The sequence below is a fragment of the Bacteroides faecichinchillae JCM 17102 genome (genome assembly GCF_000614145.1).
Taxonomy (GTDB): domain Bacteria; phylum Bacteroidota; class Bacteroidia; order Bacteroidales; family Bacteroidaceae; genus Bacteroides; species Bacteroides faecichinchillae.
In genome coordinates, this window is the sequence record NZ_BAKK01000016.1 from 30,120 (window position 1) to 49,890 (window position 19,771).

Sequence of the window (19,771 nt, forward strand, 5' to 3'; positions counted from 1 at the left end):
TTACCATCACCCATGAAAAGAGCTCACCTGTTTTTATGAAAGAGCTGGAGTAAGTCTCCGCATGGTTTGCAGTTTTTTTTCCGTTTCCTGCCATTCATCATTCAGTTCAGAGGAAGCCAAAAGTCCTCCCCCGGCATAAAACGTCAAAGTCTCTTTACCAACCTGCATACAACGCAGATTCACATACAAATCTGTTCGTCCATCGGGATCAAGCCATCCTATAAATCCGGAATAATAACTGCGGTCATACCCTTCATTATCTAATATAAAACGGTACGCTTCTTCTTTGGGAAGTCCACAAACAGCAGGAGTCGGATGTAACACATTCAAGAGTTCTCCCAAAGTCTCGCTATTCTTTAAAGAAAACTGGAAATCCGTCTTCAAATGTGACAAAGCACCTGCATAAGCAGGATAAGGTCCGTTTTCAGTGGCCCGAATTCCTAACGAAAGCAGTTGATGACGAATATACGATGTCACATACTCCTGTTCCTTCCGATTCTTATCATCCCATATTTGCGGAAGTTTTCCGCCTTGCAATGGCTGAGTTCCTGCTAAAGCCACTGTATTCCATTCTTTTTTTTCTCCGGACAATAGAATCTCAGGGGTACTTCCCAGCCAAATACCAGTTTGAGGAGTATAACATAAATATATATACGAATGCACATAACGTCGGCAAGCAATCCGAAAAGCAGCTAATGGAGAAAATTCGGATACTTTCTGAATGGTCAAGCTACGTGAAAGCACGAGCTTATCGAAAGTATGATTGCTCAATGCTTCTATAAAAGTATGAAAGCATGCTGCATACTCTTCAGAACAAGAAGCTATAAATGATTCCTCCTCTGAAGAAAACACTGAAAAATCATCCGGAATTATTCCTTCCTCAATAGGCAAAGGCTGTCCCGGCTGCTCTGATTGTATTAATACAATAGGGCATGCCTCACTTACATGAAAAGGTGCAATTACAAATCCTCTTTGTCTATCCAAATCCTTCACATCATAAATCAAGCAAACTTCGCCGGTCGTTTGTGTCAAAAAACGAGGATACTCCTCCCCCGGAATACGGTAAATAGCAAACGGCTGTTTCCGCTGAATAAATGCATCAATAGTTGTCAAGTTCCTTATTTCTTCGTCGGTCATCTCTTTTTCATAACACTGTTTACTACCCGTACGGAAGATACTAATTTATTAGTTGAAGTAAATACATCGACATTCCATACATGGGAAGAACGGCCTTTATGTACAATAGTCCCTACTGCACGAACAGTATCCCCTTCGTGTGCGGAAGATATATGATTTCCACTGACTTGCATACCAACAACAATTTCATCCGGCTGGCAAAGAATCATCGATCCAAGCCCGGCAACAGTTTCTGCCAATGCAAGAGTAGCTCCGCCATGTAAGATACCAAAAGGTTGGCGGGTACGATGATCAACCGGCATTGTGGCTTCCACCCGATCTTCGGCAGCATAAGTATATTGAATACCCAGGTTTCCCATCAACGCATGGCGGGCCTGTGCATTCAATTCATCAAGAGGAATTTCCGTCGCACGAATTTCTTCCAGAATAACTTTCTCCACAGCAATAGCTACTCCGTCTTCTTCATTCGAAGCTGTCACATAATCTGCACAAGCTTTTACTGAATCTTGCGAATGTCCCATGGCAATGCCCAATCCGGCTAACTGAATCATAGTCACATCACATACTCCGTCACCTATTGCAATCACTTCTTCACGTTTCATCTTCAACTGTTCCAATAAAGCGCCCAGTGTATTAGCTTTGTCAATGGAACAAGGAACAACCTCAAGAAAATACGGTTCAGAACGGAAAACATCCAATGCTCCATTCAACCGTCTTTTCCAATGATCTTCCAAGCTTACCAATGATTCTTCGTCATCACTTACCAACATACATTTGCAAGGAGCGAAATCAATAGCCGTTGAAAACTCTTCTTCCTTAATTACCCGCAGATTATTGAGCCGAGCTTCACTTTGAATATGTTCATTCTCTGGTGCATTCGTGATAAGAGTATCATCATGATAAGTAAATAAAGCAAATCCATTTTTATGTGCTTTCTTCTCCAGATATGGCAGCATCTCAGGATTGATCCGTCTTTCAAACAGTATTTTCCCGTTTTGTGCATCGATTATCTGACAACCATTGTATGACAGGATATAACCTCCGTAATTTCCCAGTTCAAGAGACTTAGCTAATGGCATTACCCCATATGTAGGTCTGCCGGATGCCAATACAATGCGCACTCCCATTTGTTGCACTTTCAGTAAAGCGGCAAGTGTACGCTTACTAACTTCTTTTGTCTCATTGAGAAGAGTTCCGTCTACATCAAGAACCAATAATTTATATTTCATGGCTTCACGATTTTGATTTAGATTACAAAGGTAGGAAATTGAGCGAACGACAGAAAGCGAAAACTGATAAAAATTACTATTATTTTATTCTTTCAGATGTGTTTCCAGATAATCCCGAAGGATTCGGGCATGATTATAGATTAGTTCTTTAGAAGCGTAAATCAATGTTACTACAGGATATGGTTTGATAAGAGACAGAAAATCAGCCATGGCCGGAGAAGTTTCCAGCTCTTTTTGATACAATACCACAAAGTCATTCCAATGCCCCGGAATATCCTCATGAAACCACTGCCGCAACATTGCGGAAGGAGTTATATCTTTCGCCCAATAATCATATCTTAAACACTCTTTTTTGATGCCGCGTGGCCATAATTTATCCACTAAAACCCGATATCCATCTGTCTCCGAATATTCTTCGTATACTCGTTTTATCCTAACTTGAACCATTGTCGTTTATACTAAGTTTATATAGAATAAACCAAGAAAACAGTAAATTGTTTAAATAAGCTGTTCAATTAGTACTTTCTAAACCTGACATATAACCAAATGGAAAATAACTATACTTTATACGGTTTTATAGTAACATGATTCTCAATTCTAACGGTCACAAACCTGTGTCAATACAGGGAAACGCAAGATAATATAAACTTTTTTCAAAATAAGATAGGAGCAAACTGAAGTTCAACAATGAGAGTAAAAAATAAAAGTGAGAGTAATGCTCTACAAGACGCACAAAAGAATTAGTCACTGGTTATCAAGACATTAAATCAGTTTCAATTCTCCAAAAAGAAATTAATTCGCTACTCTCACTTTCACTCTCACCTTTATGCTTCTTCTCCTCAAAACACTCTCAGGTCAAGAACAGTATTTGTCAATAAATTACAAATACTGCTTACAGTACATCCGACTAATAATGTTTGAACTAAATTGCCATACTGCTTTTGACACTAGAAAGTAGGAAGAGCCAATTGAACACCATGACTTTCTGTTCTTACCTTATAAATTGACCGAGACTTTCTAAAGTGATAAAGATCCAACTACCGTTTTCTTGTTCAGGATATCAATGTCGTGTGCATATAGAAAAATGAGCAATCGTTCCTTCTGTGTTCCCGGAAGTATTAGGCAAAATGATTTAAACAATAGTTTAAATCATTTTTTCTCAATACTATCATAAACAAAGTACTCTCACTAAAAAATAAAAACAGTCACTTCGATCATATAGCCTCCAATAAGACAATCACACAATATACTAATAATCAACAATATACACATTACAACATAAAAAAAAGAGCAGGAAAGGAGCGTTAAGTGAGAGTGAAAGTAGCATAAATCAGCCTTTCCGAAAGGTCGATTTATGCTGAAGAAACGGAGCAAAAGCATCCATAATATCGTACAATAATTATATATTAGCGACAACTATTCATTCATTAAGTCCTCAGTATCCAATGAATAAGACAGAAAAATCAAGAGCCCAAAAGATTAATAAAAGTAAGAGTGAATAAATCGAGTACTAGAGTATTCCGAATCAAGTACTAGAACTGACAGACTGAAGTACAACAATTCACCAAGAGAAGCACAAGAAACGATCAGGTGAAGTACAAGAGTAGCGTATGTGAAATATTCAATTATTCAGGGTTTCCGGTTTTCAGAATCTCACCCAAACCTATTTTTATAAAAGCTATATCCGCTTGGCTGCTTTCATATAAAATTCCTATCGAAATTTCATCAATAGATGTGATACAAGAATAGCCCGCACTACGATACTGATCGAATAAAATCCAATATTCTTCGGGCCATGTCATACCATCGTCGAAGCTGACTTTCAGTGTTAGCTTATCACGTGTCCGGTAATCATTGGGATTAGCAAACAGAAGTATACTTTTTTTCTCCCCCTTTTCTGTATAATCGTGCCGGTGCAAACTACCCATACAGGTAGGCTCTATCAATGCTTTTCGTGAAGTGGGATGCTCTGTCCATGTTTCTCCCCAATCCGCAGTTGTACCGATTCTTCTTCCGTTTATTTCTTTGCTCCCGCGGTTTCTATTATCACGCATATTCAGCATAATACTACCATCACTCAATTGAACAGCATTGCATTCCGTTACATTGTCATAAGCAGGATTACTGGTGGTCCAGATCTTTCCATGATCTTTGCTGTAAGTGATATTAGAGAAAGGTACCCCCTCTATATCCCGTCCTTGAGTTGGAAATACAAGAGTACCATCGACTAACGTAATCCCCTGTCCGGGTGCAGGAGCAAACAACCACCATTCCGGACGCTTTGTTTTTTCCGTTATATTATCCGGGAAACCCCAAGTAAGTCCGTCGTCCGTACTCTTTGTCAGTAAGAACTGGCAGGTCTCTTTTAGTCCTAGTCCACGCTGAGAGCCTTTCTTCATCCATTGATGTATCCAATAAGTACTATTTTCATTCAGTCCTTCTATCCATTTACCATGATCATCCAATGCACCATGCATCCACAACCCTGCTACATAAATATCATCCGTATTTTTATCTACAAGAATGCAAGCATCACTTACTCCATTGTATTTTTGTGGCAATCCTCCCCACTCTCCCATATCTAACACCTTACAAATAGGCTGCCAGGTCATTCCCTTATCTATGCTTCGATGAAGAGCAATGTCTATATTGCCTTGTAAATCACGAGAAGAATCGTAACGGGCATCAAAAACGGCTAGTAATGTGCCTTTATTACTTGTTGCTAATCCCGGAATACGAGAAGATGTAATACCATCTTGTCCTTTTTGCCTTACGGCGACTCCTACTCTCAAAGGCTTAGCCTCATCTGTATTTTTTATGTCACCTTTACTTGTCTTTATCCGGCTACAATTTATCTGGATCCGGTGATCAAGGGAAACTGTATCTTTTAACGTCACTGCGATCCAAAAACTCAGAGAATCTTGTTCTACAGATATTTCATCAGTAAAAGAAATCTTTCGGGATGCACGAACCGGTTGGCATACCAAATGAGATGTATCAATCCATCCATCTTTACGTACACCATATACTGCCACAGAAACAATATCAGACAAATCAGTACAACCACGCAAATCAACATCAATCTGTCTGATTATGTATGGATGATTGTCTTTTCTAATTAAAGTTCCTTTTATTGTAGGATTAATCTGCTTTTTAACCAAAACAGGAATGACGGGTCTTTCCAACTCCAACTTAATTCCTTTACTAAAAGATATGCCCGGTGTTAATAACAAGACTATCGATATTATAACCAATATCTTCTTTTTTACTTTCACCGTATTTTTATTTATGTTTTCCATGGAATCAAGAATAAATAGGAATGCAATATTAATAATTATTTCCTATAAAATCAGATAAATTCATATTTATCAAAACCGCCAAGCCAATATTCTACTATTTTTGGTCCCTTGCTCATCTGAATTATCCTATATTCCGAAACATTGATTGTTTTCAATTTAGCACATAGTACATCCAGATTCTTTCCTTTAGAAACCAAACTACTGAACCATCCACAGTTCTGCTGATACTTCTGACTCTCAAAAATCATGTTCAATAAAAAGTGTAATTCCCCGCCTTCACACCAAAGTTCATTTGCATTTCCTCCAAAATTCAGCTTTACTTTTCTCACTTTTTCTCCCTTCAGACTACTTAATTTACGTATTGTGCCATCTTCAGCCTCTTTTCGGGAGCTATGAAGGGTGGATTACATATCGTCACGTCAAAGTATTCATCCGCAACAATGATTCCATCAAATATTTTCCGTTTATCTTTCTGAAGCCGTAATTCAATTTTATGTGCTAATATCGGATTACAAGTTATAATCTTTCTTGCATTTTCTATGGCCAAGGGATCAATATCAGAACCTACAAATCCCCATCCATACTCAGTTTGACCTATAATCGGATAAATACAGTTAGCACCGACGCCAATATCCAAACACCTATAGTTTTGTTTATTCCCTTGGTCAATACTACCACTCAAAGGTTGTGCTTGTATCAGATCTGCCATATAATGGATGTAATCTGCTCTTCCAGGAATAGGTGGGCACAGGTATCCTTTGGGTATGTCCCAATACCGAATACCATAATAGTTTATCAATAAAGCCTTATTCAAAGCCTTTACAGCATGTGGATTGAAAAAGTTTATTGTCTGTATCCCATGTGGATTTAAAGTTACAAACTTTTTAAGTGGAGGATAGACCTTTGTTAAACTGATAAAATCATATTGTCCACCATGCTTATTTCTTTCGTGTAGTTCGTTTCTTTCTATCATGGTGACAAAGATATGTATATTTTCATATCAAAAAAATAAAGACAGCCTACTGTATTGAAGCTATCCTTATATTTTTAGTGAGGTGTCAGTCAGTGTTGTGTATAAGAGGAAACAACTTTTAATTTTTCTCTTTTTAAAAGAACCTCTTTCGCCATTTCAATTCTCTCATTAAGATATGTACAAACTGTTTTCCACTGATAATAGGGAAAACGAGAAGTAGAGATAGGAAGTGTTGCCTCCCTTTCATTCAAAAGAATTTTCACCCATATTTCACGATCTTTATCATGATAAAAACCCATTGTACATTAGCAGCCATTGGAGAAATCTCATAATCTTTCCAATATCGGAAGACAGAATCAGCAATGGAAACTTGAACATCCGTTTTTTCTATTCCCATCAATGCCACAAAAGGAATAACTGTTTCCGCATGAGCAAAACGAAAGTTTGCACGAATATCAGACTTACCATCTATTACCTCATTGGTAGAATGAATGAATTCTGCTAATAAAGGCCATGCAATCACAACAGGTAACATCTTTCCGACAGGCGCAGAACTCTTGCTCATATATTGTCGCAAATTCTGTGTCTGCCAGTAATCGGCCCATTCGTTTATTGTAAAAAGACCATCCAGATTTGTTAAATCACCTGTATCCGGAAGTATGGCAGCAATGGAAAATAAAGCCATGACAAACTCCTCTGCTTCTTGATCTGTCTCTTGTCCCGATTCAAGAAAAAAGTTTTTCATAATAGGAGCAGGAGCTATTTTTTTTCGCACAAAATTCTCATATATAGGAAGCCAGTCACCTTTTTCCTTATACTCCACATAAGATTTGTTTAAGTCGAAAAAACGAAGAATATCATTATATTGTCTCCCTTCACTACGTTGTATGCGTAAAGAAGAATTATATTGTGTCATACAAGCAAGAAATGCATCCATACTATGTATACAACGGGGAACATAAGTCGCTATTGCCTCTATTTCAGCTGAATCGCTAAATAGTTGAGGGTAGTGTTCTATCATACGCCCGGCAATTCCTTGTTGCTCTAATTCTCCCACTACTGATAAATTTCCCCACTTTCCTTCAAAAGCCTCAGATAAATGTTGCAATGTGGAAAGTAATGATACTCCTGCTGTCGTCAATCTATTTTCTTGTTGAGCTGCAATTAATATCCCCTTCACCTTACTCAAAGCCTTTCCTGAAGTTGGGAAACGGGCTCCATGTCTTCCCAAATGATTCATATAGAATGGAACCATACCATCCTGAGAAATGACAGATGAGTCTTTCACAACAGGATATGGCATAGCTGTTCCTGCATATTGTTGTATTCCAGCCTGCCCCCATATTATAGAGACAGGACAAAACATAAGAATTCCGATGAACAATAATTCTTTCATAATTATCTATCCTTTTTATATATAGACTATAACGATGAAAGAAGAGTAATGTTCATCCAGAATCATATACAACACCTAGGACATTCAGTACCATGACATCAAGCGGTTCTCATTCCTCATCAAGCATGTCATTATCTTCTATCTCCGAGCGGCTTTTCGTAAAGTGCTTAAAAAAACATATATATATTTGACAACAGAACGTTACATGGTTACAATGAACCACATTAACATGCCATCTCCTGTCTATTATATAATTATGAAAATTGTTGTTAAATCCTTCTTTTAGCACAAACTATTCTTTTACGCACTGCGTTTTTTTCACAAACGGAATTGGTGGTTTTCTACCTGTTATAATTCCATAAACCATTAATACTTAACTAAAAATTGGTATTATGTATTATATTGGGCATATTATATCATTTCCGCTATCGGAGCAATTCTATTAAATGGATTGGATAAACTCTTATTGGTCAGTATTTACGGCCCATCAGAGATAACCTTATTCATAAAAATACAGATGTACATCTAATTAACCTAAATTATTAATTAAAAAAGAATCTATTATGTTTTACCATGTAAAAGATCTACAGTTCAATGCTCGAGTATCACAGCCGGATCCTCGTTTTGCACGTGTGATGCTTGAAGCATTCGGTGGAGCCAACGGTGAGTTGAAATCTGCTCTACAGTATTTTGTACAGGCATTTAGTTGCCATAATCCCCACCCTGACAAATATGACATGCTTATGGATATTGCCACTGAGGAATTCGGCCATCTTGAAATCGTTGGTGCAACTATCCAAATGCTTCTTGGACCTGTAAATGGAGAAATGAAAGATGTGATGGAAGATACTCCCTTACGTACCATGATGGGAGGAAAAGCAGGCAAAGAAGATCTCATTCACCAAGCTTTCACTAACCCTGCCTTTTTGGTAACAGCTCCTGGAAGCCCTGTACTAACAGACAGTAATGGTAATCCATGGTGTGCTACTTATGTGTCGGCCAATGCTGATCTAACGGTAGACCTACGGTCCAATATGGCTGGTGAAGCTCGTGCTAAAATAGGTTACGAAAATCTCATCCCGCTTACAGATGATCCACTCGTGAAGGAAACACTTGTATTTCTTATGACTCGTGAAGTGACTCATTTTCAACAATTCGAAGCTGCATTAGAAACAATTCAGCCCAACTTCCCACCAGGTGTATTTCAAACATCCCCTCGATATAGTAATCTTTATTTCAATCTTTCTAAAGGAAAAGAAGTTCGTGGACCATGGAATGAAGGTGAAAGTACCAGACTCAAGGAAGAATGGCAATATATCGAGGATCCGATAAATGAAGTCAGAGACACTGATGGATTACTTCAGCGTGAACCAAAAGGTACTGAACGGACAGAAGAGGAAGTACACCAGACTGATAAAAAATTAGCTAAAGAACGCAGCAATGAAATACTTTCCAGTATTCCTAATGGGGAAATGTCTTGGTGCAAATATGAAAATAAAAAGAATAAAAGGGAATAATATTTCCGGATTCTTTCATTGTTTAACTTAAATACTTAACTTTATGACAACAAAAACTGAGAAAAAACCAATGGAAGCAAAAAGTGACAAGAAAAGTGCACAAAGTAAGGCTAAGGAAAATAAGCTACTGCTTCAAAAAAGAAATCAGATAAGAAATAGTCTGATATTCTAACAGAGTGAAATTTATGTCTTTATCCCGATGGAGAACTCTTTTTCTCCATCGGGAACTCTACAGGGCCATTATTTAACCATCTAACTAAATGTCATATGAAAAAGAAAATCTTTATCATCTCAGCATGTTTACTAGCAATATACATATCATCTCGTTGGAACCAAAAGGAAGGTAACCCCAAAAGTCAATTATTATAACATAATATTCAATCAAACTCTTATCAAATTTATATAGGTATGAATATTCTTGCTATTTGGTTCGTCGGACTAGTACTAACAATAAAATGTGCTTGGGAAATTAGCCTCCTCAAAATTCAATCAGGAAAGAAACTTATAGCTATCCTAACTGTAGTCCTTACAAGCTGGATAGGCGCATTCCTCTATACTTTCTTTTTCAAAGAAAAAATAGTGACATGGCTAAACAAAGAATGATGAAAACCGATCTCGAGAAATATTCGAATATTTAAAGACAAAAAGGATAAAGCATTTTATGCTTGGTCCTTTTTTCTTATTTAGTTTCCGACTTCTTGCCCAAGATTTGTATTTCCTCCTTATATATCGAGAAATCCACTGTCTTATAAATAAACAATCCCCGCTTCTTACTAAGATACAGTTAATTATTTGTTCATACTATTTTAAAAGGACTTTATCAATTCTATCCTTTAACTGCTCTTTAGTTAAAGCTCCCACACTCACCTGTGGATCTCCTTTCATAGGAACAAACCAAATAGTTGGAAGACTCTGAATACCGAAAGCACTGGCCAACTCCTGCTCCTTATCAACATCTACTTTATAAATATATATCTTTCCTGCGTATTCCTTGGATAGTTCTTCAATGTCCGGAGCCATCTTTTTACAAGGACCACACCAATCAGCATAAAAGTCAATAATAGCAGGTTTATCACCCAGATATTTCCATTCATTAGAATTAGTTTCAAAATCGACTACTTTCTTTAAAAATTCTGCGCGGGTCAAGTGAATAGGACCTGATTGCGCTCTTCCAGCTTGATCTGTATCTGCCGAACCAACCTGTTTGTTTCCAGATGCTCCCGAACAGGAAGCAAACAATAACATTCCCATAAATAGGAAAGAACCAAGAATAAACTTTTTCATTGCTCTCTTTTTTTAGGTTATTACTTTCTTAATGATACCGCAATGTTAATCCTTCCGCAGACATACGGCAGTATCCTTAGTGCGATAAACACTAGATAAAGAGATGTTGTTCACCAGCTGTATATCAAAACACTGTTAATCTGTCTTTTTTTGCTGTATTATCTGTTTTGAATATACTGATAAAGAATCCTCCTATTACTCCCAATTATTATTCCTACAAAAGTGAGCCAATTCTTTTTAATATATACTTTCATCATCTTAATTTTAAATGGTTTTAATTTATATGTTTCTTATAAAACAATCTTATGTCAAAATCTCATACAGAGGATAAGATTCTTTATGAACTTACAGAAATATAATATAACTGCATTAAACAAAATATAGTTTGTGAAAGAGGGCTATTGAAATTTACCCATTTCGAAACAAACGTATACCATATGACAACATTATGATAGAACTATAAATCAAAAGCAAATTATCTTTTTATAAAATATTGATGAACAGTAAATTGAAGTATCATTCTCAACATCCGACTACTTATATAATTTTCCATTCACCATTTTTTATTGCATAACTACCTGAAACGCAAATATTATTTTAACGAAACAAAATTCATTCATTTTGATGGATATTTAACCAATATTTTATAATTTTGCAAATATCTTTTTGAATCTTTTGCGAGAAACATGGAAATAACTTTAAACATTAGACGAATTTTTCTTTTTACTGTCCTTTTCATCAGTAGTTCTGTAAGTAGGTGCCAAATTTATAAGTACATAGGACTGGAAGACGGTCTGAATAATCAGAAAATATACCATATCCAAAAAGACCAACGGGGATATATGTGGTTTCTGACTCAGGAGGGAATAGACCGTTATGACGGCAAACATATAAAGCATTACACCTTTTCAGATGACAACATGATGTTGGATTCACGAATTGCCTTAAATTGGCTCTATATGGACAACAAGAATGTATTATGGGTAATTGGCCAGAAAGGCCGTATTTTTAGGTATGATTCCCGACATGATAAGTTCGAACTGGATTATGTACATCCGGAACTGCTCAAAAATAAGTCGCAAGCCTTTCTGAATTACGGTTATTTGGATAAGAATGACAACATCTGGCTATGTGATAAGGATAGCATTACCTGGTATAATACCCATACCGGAACAGCATTACATATGCCACTGCCGATGGACGGTGAAATAACTGCCATCGAGCAGACAGATAGCAATCATTTTTTTATCGGTACCGGAAGCGGTCTGTTTCGTGCCGAGATAGAAGAGGGAGAGCTAAAACTCGTTTCTGATGAAGCTGTTGAAAGTATCACCGCACCTGTACATGAACTTTATTATCATGCAGTTTCACAACAGCTGTTTGTGGGAACCTACAAAGAGGGTATACTTATATATGATATGGCTGGAAAAGGAAAAATCACTACCTGTCAATCCCTCAATAATGTAGAGGTTAACCAAATTGTAGCTTTGAATGCTCATGAACTTCTGGTAGCCACTGGTGGAAAAGGTGTATTTAAACTGAATGTAAATACCTGCGTGGGTGAGCCTTATATAACAGCTGATTATAGCAGTTATAACGGGATGAACGGAAACAACATCAATGATGTTTATGTGGATGAAGAAGAACGCATCTGGCTTGCCAATTATCCTACCGGTATTACTATCCGCAACAACCGTTATGGAAGTTATGATTTGATAAAGCACTCTCTTGGTAATAACCGTTCATTGGTAAATGACCAAGTTCATGATGTGATAGAGGACAGTGACGGTGACCTCTGGTTCGCAACCAGTAACGGTATCAGCTTCTATCAGACTAAAACAAAAAAATGGCGTTCTTTCTTTAGTTCCTTTGATTCGGTACCAGATGATGAAAATCACATATTCTTAGCACTATGTGAAGTTTCTCCCGGTGTAATATGGGCGGGTGGTTTTATGTCTGGAATATACAAGATTGAAAAGAAGGAAGGATTTAAAATTAATTATCTTTCTCCTGCTGTTATGGCAGGAGTACGGCCCGATCAATATATTTATGACATTAAAAAAGACTCATGCGGCGATATCTGGTCTGGCGGATATTATCATTTGAAACGCATCAACCTTGAGACTAAAAGTGTACGTTTATATCCGGGAGTAAGTTCTATCACTACCATTCAGGAAAAAGATGCCCGGCATATGTGGATTGGTACGCGGATGGGGCTCTATCAACTTGAAAGGCAATCTGGAATTTACCAATATATTGACCTACCTATTGAGTCTCCTTATATATGCGCATTATATCAAAGAGAGGATGGCATCCTGTACATTGGTACCCGTGGAGCCGGACTTCTTGTTTATGACATCCATAAGAAGAAATTTATTCATCAGTACCGAAGTGACAACTGTGCATTGATTTCCGACAATATTTATACAATTCTTCCGCGTCATGACGGAAGCCTCCTGATGGGTACGGAGAATGGTATAACGATTTATTCACCTGAGGAACACTTCTTCCGTAATTGGACGCGTGAACAAGGATTGATGAGCGTCAATTTTAATGCCGGTGCTGCTACACCCTATAACAAAAACGCGCTTATTTTCGGTGGAAATGATGGGGCAGTGAAGTTTCCCACAGACATAAAGATACCAGAACCGCATTATTCACGTCTGTTACTACGTGATTTTATGATAGCTTATCATCCTATTTATCCGGGTGATGAAGGATCACCTTTGGAAAAAGATATTGACGAGACTAAACGGTTGGAGCTAGCCTACGGACAAAACACGTTTTCCATTGATGTAGTTTCCATTAATTATGATTATCCATCCAACATTCTTTTTTCATGGAAAATAGACGGTTATCATAAAGAGTGGAGCCATCCGACCCCGGACAACCGAATTCTTATCAGGAAATTGCCTCCCGGCAGTTATACGTTACAAATTCGTGCCGTATCCAATGAAGAGAAGTATAAAATCTATGAAACAAGGAGCATTCAGATTGTTATAACACCTCCGATATGGGCCAGTATGTGGGCCATAGTAGGATATGCAATCCTGTTGATTCTGGTTATGGTTATCATATTCCGTATTATCATGTTGCATAAACAGAAGAAGGTGTCGGACGAGAAAACACAGTTCTTCATTAATACAGCTCATGACATACGTACGCCGCTTACATTGATAAAAGCTCCGTTGGAGGAAGTCGTAGAAAATCATATGGTGACCGAACAAGCGATACCCCATGTAAATATGGCTCTTAAGAATGTGAATACATTACTTCAGTTGACGACCAACCTGATCAACTTCGAACGGATAGATGTTTACTCTTCCACTCTCTATGTTGCCGAGTATGAACTGAATACCTTTATGAATGATATTTGCGCCACTTTCCGTAAATTTGCTGAGATGAAACATGTCAAGTTTGTTTATGAAAGTAATTTTGACTATCTGAATGTGTGGTTTGACAGTGACAAGATGGGATCTATTCTAAAGAATATCCTATCAAATGCTTTGAAGTATACACCTGAAGGTGGTAGTGTACGCATTTATGCCTGTGAAGAAGGAAATTCTTGGAGCATCGAGGTGGAAGATACCGGAATCGGCATTCCCTCATGTGACCAAAAGAAATTGTTCAGGAATTGTTTTCGGAGTAGTAATGTCATTAACCTGAAAGTGACAGGTAGTGGAATCGGTCTGATGCTGGTATACAAACTGGTCAAGTTACACAAAGGCAGGATTCAGATTCATAGTGCTGAGCATCAAGGAACTTGTGTACAAATTACTTTTCCAAAAGGAAACAGCCATCTCAATAAAGCAAAATTCATTTCTCCCAAGACACCGGATGAGTGTTCGGAGACTATTATACCTGGTGGTGATACTTTAGAATTACCATCCATGAAAATATCTCAGGTAAACAGTTCTTTGCGACGTATCCTGATAGTGGAAGACAATGATGATTTACGTAATTATCTTGTTGATATGTTCAGAATGGGGTATAATATCCAGTCTTGCCCCAACGGAAAGGAGGCACTTATCATAATACGGGAATTTAACCCGGATCTCGTCATATCCGACATAATGATGCCCGAGATGGGCGGAAATGAACTCTGCTCAGTTATAAAAAGTAATCTTGAGATGTCTCATATTCCAGTCATTTTGTTGACTGCACTGAGTGATGAGAAAAATATGCTTGAAGGACTGGAAATCGGAGCGGATGCCTATATCTCGAAACCTTTCAGTGTGGGAATGCTAAAGGCAACGGTCAAGAATATACTTACAAATCGTACTTTGCTCCGTCAAGTTTATAATAGCATTGAAGATAAAGAACAGAACCTTCCGAACAACTGCACCAATACCTTGGATTGGAAATTCATAGCCTCCGTCAAAAAATGTATTGAGAACAACATGGAAAATCCGGACTTCAACGTAGACATGCTCAGTAATCAGCATCACATGAGTCGTACTAGTTTCTTCAACAAATTAAAGGCATTGACCGGTTACGCTCCGGCTGATTATATCCGGATGATACGTTTGCAACATGCCGCACAATTGCTGGAACAAGGCGAATATTCGATAACGGAAATTGCTTACATGATCGGCTACTCGGATGCAAAATACTTTCGTGAAGTATTTAAGAAATATTACAATGTAAGTCCAAGCAAATTTAATAAAAAATCAGAAGATTGATGGTTAATAAAAATATTACCAATTTGAAAACCAGTACCTTAAACACATCATTCCTCCTCAGTCCTAATCCTCCCGTTTTTCCTGACTGGAATGATGTGCAAGACATAATGGATTTTTTTAAGAGGTAGCTTAGCCAAGGCATATTATAGGGTCAATTCAGATGAGACTATAGGAGATATTCTACCTAATTCTTTCCAAAATCATAAATAAAAATATGCCAAAAACATAGTTTATGGATTTTGGCGGTGTATGTTATTGTTTATGTGATAGTTAAATGAGTGATTTGGGGCAATTTTAGAGATTTTTCAAAAGTGGAGGAAGTTAAAGGCATTTGATAGCCATTGAGTAGTGATTGGTGCTTAATCCTTATAAGGGGTTATTCAACGTTGGTATCTTCCTTATAAAGCCTATTGGAGTTTCAATAGCCTATAGCCATTAACAATGGTTATTGGCGACTGTTTCAGACTACCCCAACATCTAATAATTCAGCCTATTGCATTATTGAACGGTGTAAGGTATTGAAATATATAGCATTATCGCAATTAATAATGGGAATAGGTATTAATATAGAATGAGGACGGTTTCTATTATATATACTTTATTTGATTGAATGGGATTGGCTGTTATAGCTGTCCTCTCCATATTCCGCTATAATTTATTGTAAATGTTGTTGGTATAAGGTTTAATAATGCCGATAGGTATTATATACAATGCTTTTGGACTTTCCTTTTATATATAGATATTATCGGCTTCAATCCCCATTCACTACCTACAATTCGATTATCCCTCTATAATCACCACTATACCAATGCCATAACCTATCTAATACCGATTATAGGTTGAATGAAAAGGGTGGACGGCTCTTTCTCTTTATATATAAATACTATCAACGGTTATCGACTCCAATAGCTACCTCCCATATTAATGTGTATATACACCTATAAACCAACTAAATACACACCATTATCACAAAATCAGCACTCCATTTGTTAAAAATACGTTAAAATCGGAAATGCCTATAAACATCGCCTTTCTACATCTATATTAGAGTGTTCCTTTTCAATGACGATTGAAAAAGGAAAAGAGGACATTGAAATTTTGATAAAGGCTATAAAATCCCTTTTTACCTCCAATCCTCCTTTATATCTTCTATCCGATTTTTGAAAACGACCAATAAGAGCCTCCCTTTCTTCCACCTCCACTAATGGCTAATGGTCTTTTTCAAAAAATCCATTAAAAAGCAGAAGCCATAACTAAATTTTGGAGGTGCTTTTGGGATATATGGGTACAAAGACAAAAGGACTATTTATGGAAAATAAAGCAATCATATTAAGTAGAGTAAGTTCCAATCATCAGACATTGGAGCAACAAACTGAAACCGTCCTTAAAGAAGTAAAAAAAGACGGTTATACTGATGACAACATTATCATAATTGAAGATAAGGAGTCGGCAATCAAACTTTCAGAAGAAGAAAGAAACGGTCTTAATAAAATGAAAGAATACATCAACAACGACCCCTCCATTAATGTTGTGTATCTTTATGAATTAAGCCGATTAAGCCGTCGCCAAACAATGCTTTTCAATATAAGGGATTATCTAATTGAAAGGAAGATACAGTTAATCTGTCTTCAACCTTATATGAAGCTTTTGGATGAGGACGGAAAAATGTCAACTACTGCTGCCATTATATTTGCTTTATACTCAACCCTTTCAGAAACCGAAATGACGGTTAAAAAGGAAAGAATGTTAAGAGGACGTCGTTATAATAGGGCATTGGGAAAACATAGTGGGGGGCGTCCTCCATTCGGTTACACTACTGATAAAGATAAGTTCTACATTCTACACCCCCAAAATGCTGAAATCATAAAACGTATCTTTTCGGAATATGTGAATGATAGGAAGTCAATGTGGGTTATAACAAAAGAACTTAAAGAAGAAGGGCTTTTTCCTAAAACCTCCCCACATTCACTTTTCCATTGTATCGACTATTGGTTGAGTAGAGAAATCTATATTGGGAATGAAATGTACCCTCAAATCATTTCTAAAACAATGTTTGAAAAAGCACAAAAGGAAAGAAACGCCCATAAGAGATGCCCCAAAAAAAGTCATAAAAATATCTTCCTACTTAAAGGGTTGGTATTCGATGAAAATAGCGGTTTACCAATGTTTGGAGAAAGAGGTGTAGAGTCATATAGCGAAACAAAAGGATATGGTTGCTGTATCAAACGACTGTATTTAGACCCTATCGTTTGGGATTTCGCTAAAATGATGTATCAAAAATACATTATGAACAAAAGCCTCTATCGTCTCAACTCCAAAAGGAGTTAGACACAATTAGGGTTAAGATTGAAACTCTAAAAAAGGAGGGTAAAACAATCATCGAAAAAATTGATAAGGTAGAGGAACGGATGATTTTTGGCAACCTCTCAACAAAAAGAGGAGAAGAACTGATCTATTCATTAAAAGAACAAAAGGAGGAAAAGGAACAAAGATTGTTGGAACTCACAAATGAGTCAGTAGTTAAACATCAACAGTTAATAGACATTGACCTTAAAGAGATTTTTGATGAAAGTGCAATGACTTTAGATGACAAAATCAATATAGTTAGAAAAGTGATTAAGAAAGTAACAATAAAACGTCCTTCCAAATTTACCGCCCATATAAGTATTTTCAATCGGATTAATGATGTGGTTACGGTATATGAAGCGAAAAGCGGTGGAAGATATAGGGAAAGGGGAGTGAGAGTTATTGATGAATACCACCTAAAGGGAAAATCAATTCAGAAAACATATTAAAACCGAAATCATATTAATTTAACATTGAAATCGGCATAAAAAGCAATCGTAAACCCTATTATTTTAAATTTTTATCTTAAATTAATAGGGTTTGATTGTTATATATATCCATAATGAAAAGAAATGACAAAACATTATGGACAAGGTAGTTATATTAGCGAGGGTCAGCACTGACAGCCAGGAATACCAACGGCAGATAAACGAACTGACTGACTATTGCGGAAAGGTCGGTTGGGAAGTGACAGAAGTATTCGCCAATAAGGTCAGCGGTGCCAAAAAGATAGAGGAAAGAGAAGAAATCCTTTCATTGGTGGAATATGTAAAGGAACATCGGATAAAGAGGGTTGTATGTTTGGAAATAAGCAGAGTGGGAAGAAACACATTGGAGGCACTTAAAATAATTCAGTTCCTAACCGAAAACGGAGTGAGCCTATTTGTAAAGAACTACAACATAGAAACTTTGGATGCCAACGGTAAACCCAATCCAATCACTTCACTTATATGTACTATCCTTTTGGAAATAGCGTCAATGGAGCGACTTACTATAAAGGAGCGAATGGAAAGCGGTCGTAAACAATATATTGACCGTTGTCGAAAGGAGGGAATAAAAATGGGTCGCCCCTCCACATATAGGAAAAGTGTTGAAACCTATAAAGAGCAGTACCCAAAAGAAATATCACTCATCCGTAAGGGTCTGTCGCTCAAAAACATTTCAGTCATTACAGGAACTTCAATCAACACCATACGGAAAATAAGGGATATAGTAAGGCAATAAACAAATCAAACCCTCCAATCTTATGCACTGCAACTGATTGGAGGGTTATTTCAACGGTATATTGCGCTTAATACGCTAAATCATCCTCATCAATATAATATCAATGTTCGGATAAAATCTCTTTAATAGCCGAACTTATATCGCTGATAAACAATAGCCTCTGTATTGGATAGAAAGCCACATTGCGGTAAACCCTTGAATACATCTCATAATCCTTTTCATAATCGGCACTGAAAAAGGCGTATGTGTCCCTTATGGTTTCGGCTGTAACCCAATTCAAATCATCTACCGTTACAGTCGGATTTATCAATATTTTTTTCTGATTGTGATAAGGCAAAAGGAGGGTGGCGGAATTTTCCAATCCTATAACCCATTTGGGACGGTGCTTTTTGATTTCCTCCCTTATTGCCTCCTTTGGATTTTTATATAAAAAATCATTGGTATAGACTTCTCCAAATTCTGAAGCTTCATCTTCATTATCCAATTGGGCGAATGTAAAGCCTATCTGACTGTCAGAAGTCGGATTGAGGTTATCCCAATAGTCCAAAAACACTAATATGTCGTAATCCTTTTTATCCATTGTGGTATTGAGGTTTAGAAGTGTAAAATTACTGATTTTTCAGCAGATAACCAAACATATCAGCCTAAATGTTAAGCAGTGTTAAAACTCATTCTTCGACTAAA

At 37.0% G+C, this 19,771-nt stretch carries 12 protein-coding genes and 2 pseudogenes; 6 read left to right on the plus strand and 8 right to left on the minus strand.

Features of this window, described 5'->3' with window-relative positions; translation table 11 throughout:
- Positions 1 to 33: 33 nt before the first annotated feature.
- The 6 genes and pseudogenes from JCM17102_RS10095 to JCM17102_RS27100 all read right to left on the minus strand — a co-directional run bounded on the left by JCM17102_RS10095 (position 34) and on the right by JCM17102_RS27100 (position 8,034).
- Positions 34 to 1,137, minus strand: a complete 1,104-nt coding sequence (locus tag JCM17102_RS10095) for an isochorismate synthase (RefSeq protein WP_025075025.1) — start codon at positions 1,135 to 1,137, stop codon at positions 34 to 36.
- Positions 1,134 to 2,366: a Cof-type HAD-IIB family hydrolase gene (locus JCM17102_RS10100; RefSeq protein WP_025075026.1), complete on the minus strand. Its 1,233-nt coding sequence runs from the start codon at positions 2,364 to 2,366 to the stop codon at positions 1,134 to 1,136. Before JCM17102_RS10100 ends, JCM17102_RS10095 begins: the two co-directional genes overlap by 4 nt.
- Before the next feature lie 84 nt (positions 2,367 to 2,450).
- A complete protein-coding gene (locus JCM17102_RS10105; protein WP_025075027.1) occupies positions 2,451 to 2,813 on the minus strand; it encodes a DUF488 domain-containing protein in 363 nt (120 codons plus the stop codon).
- Positions 2,814 to 3,991: 1,178 nt separating this feature from the next.
- Positions 3,992 to 5,641 carry a sialidase family protein gene (locus JCM17102_RS10110; RefSeq protein ID WP_025075028.1) on the minus strand — a complete coding sequence of 550 codons (1,650 nt, stop codon included), beginning with the start codon at positions 5,639 to 5,641 and terminating at the stop codon, positions 3,992 to 3,994.
- Between the two features lie 74 nt (positions 5,642 to 5,715).
- Positions 5,716 to 6,638: pseudogene (gene rlmF, locus JCM17102_RS27095) on the minus strand (23S rRNA (adenine(1618)-N(6))-methyltransferase RlmF).
- 89 nt (positions 6,639 to 6,727) lie between these two features.
- A pseudogene (locus JCM17102_RS27100) lies at positions 6,728 to 8,034 on the minus strand (histidine-type phosphatase).
- Between the two features lie 563 nt (positions 8,035 to 8,597).
- Between JCM17102_RS27100 and JCM17102_RS10125 the strand changes: the two are divergent.
- Both JCM17102_RS10125 and JCM17102_RS31520 read left to right on the plus strand, forming a co-directional pair.
- Positions 8,598 to 9,551: a manganese catalase family protein gene (locus JCM17102_RS10125; protein ID WP_025075029.1), complete on the plus strand. Its 954-nt coding sequence runs from the start codon at positions 8,598 to 8,600 to the stop codon at positions 9,549 to 9,551.
- A gap of 43 nt (positions 9,552 to 9,594) precedes the next feature.
- Positions 9,595 to 9,723, plus strand: coding sequence for a hypothetical protein (locus tag JCM17102_RS31520; protein ID WP_275564364.1), 129 nt, complete (start codon positions 9,595 to 9,597; stop codon positions 9,721 to 9,723).
- A gap of 629 nt (positions 9,724 to 10,352) precedes the next feature.
- On the opposite strand, the gene trxA is transcribed toward JCM17102_RS31520, so the two are convergent.
- Positions 10,353 to 10,835 carry a thioredoxin gene (gene trxA, locus JCM17102_RS10140; protein ID WP_025075031.1) on the minus strand — a complete coding sequence of 161 codons (483 nt, stop codon included), beginning with the start codon at positions 10,833 to 10,835 and terminating at the stop codon, positions 10,353 to 10,355.
- Between the two features lie 686 nt (positions 10,836 to 11,521).
- Between trxA and JCM17102_RS10145 the strand changes: the two genes are divergently transcribed.
- The 4 genes from JCM17102_RS10145 (at position 11,522) to JCM17102_RS10165 (ending at position 19,087) form a co-directional block, all read left to right on the plus strand.
- Complete coding sequence (locus tag JCM17102_RS10145) at positions 11,522 to 15,517, plus strand: hybrid sensor histidine kinase/response regulator transcription factor (protein ID WP_025075032.1); 3,996 nt, start codon at positions 11,522 to 11,524, stop codon at positions 15,515 to 15,517.
- A 1,308-nt stretch (positions 15,518 to 16,825) separates the two neighbouring features.
- Positions 16,826 to 17,845 carry a recombinase family protein gene (locus JCM17102_RS28965; RefSeq protein WP_159106324.1) on the plus strand — a complete coding sequence of 340 codons (1,020 nt, stop codon included), beginning with the start codon at positions 16,826 to 16,828 and terminating at the stop codon, positions 17,843 to 17,845.
- An 80-nt stretch (positions 17,846 to 17,925) separates the two neighbouring features.
- Positions 17,926 to 18,312, plus strand: coding sequence for a hypothetical protein (locus JCM17102_RS10160; RefSeq protein WP_025075035.1), 387 nt, complete (start codon positions 17,926 to 17,928; stop codon positions 18,310 to 18,312).
- Between the two features lie 136 nt (positions 18,313 to 18,448).
- A complete protein-coding gene (locus JCM17102_RS10165; RefSeq protein WP_025075036.1) occupies positions 18,449 to 19,087 on the plus strand; it encodes a recombinase family protein in 639 nt (212 codons plus the stop codon).
- A gap of 100 nt (positions 19,088 to 19,187) precedes the next feature.
- Here JCM17102_RS10165 and JCM17102_RS10170 read toward each other — a convergent pair whose 3' ends face one another.
- Entirely contained in the window at positions 19,188 to 19,667 is a 480-nt protein-coding gene (locus JCM17102_RS10170) for a hypothetical protein (protein ID WP_025075037.1), read from the minus strand.
- Positions 19,668 to 19,771 lie beyond the last annotated feature (104 nt).

What these genes read in the sequence shown, in the direction of transcription:
- JCM17102_RS10095 (WP_025075025.1), bottom strand. Translation starts at nt 1,137, where the DNA reads ATGACCGACGAAGAAATAAGGAACTTGACAACTATTGATGCATTTATT.
- JCM17102_RS10100 (WP_025075026.1), bottom strand. Translation starts at nt 2,366, where the DNA reads ATGAAATATAAATTATTGGTTCTTGATGTAGACGGAACTCTTCTCAAT.
- JCM17102_RS10105 (WP_025075027.1), bottom strand. Translation starts at nt 2,813, where the DNA reads ATGGTTCAAGTTAGGATAAAACGAGTATACGAAGAATATTCGGAGACA.
- JCM17102_RS10125 (WP_025075029.1), top strand. Translation starts at nt 8,598, where the DNA reads ATGTTTTACCATGTAAAAGATCTACAGTTCAATGCTCGAGTATCACAG.
- JCM17102_RS31520 (WP_275564364.1), top strand. Translation starts at nt 9,595, where the DNA reads ATGACAACAAAAACTGAGAAAAAACCAATGGAAGCAAAAAGTGACAAG.
- trxA (WP_025075031.1), bottom strand. Translation starts at nt 10,835, where the DNA reads ATGAAAAAGTTTATTCTTGGTTCTTTCCTATTTATGGGAATGTTATTG.
- JCM17102_RS10145 (WP_025075032.1), top strand. Translation starts at nt 11,522, where the DNA reads ATGGAAATAACTTTAAACATTAGACGAATTTTTCTTTTTACTGTCCTT.
- JCM17102_RS28965 (WP_159106324.1), top strand. Translation starts at nt 16,826, where the DNA reads ATGGAAAATAAAGCAATCATATTAAGTAGAGTAAGTTCCAATCATCAG.
- JCM17102_RS10160 (WP_025075035.1), top strand. Translation starts at nt 17,926, where the DNA reads ATGATTTTTGGCAACCTCTCAACAAAAAGAGGAGAAGAACTGATCTAT.
- JCM17102_RS10165 (WP_025075036.1), top strand. Translation starts at nt 18,449, where the DNA reads ATGGACAAGGTAGTTATATTAGCGAGGGTCAGCACTGACAGCCAGGAA.
- JCM17102_RS10170 (WP_025075037.1), bottom strand. Translation starts at nt 19,667, where the DNA reads ATGGATAAAAAGGATTACGACATATTAGTGTTTTTGGACTATTGGGAT.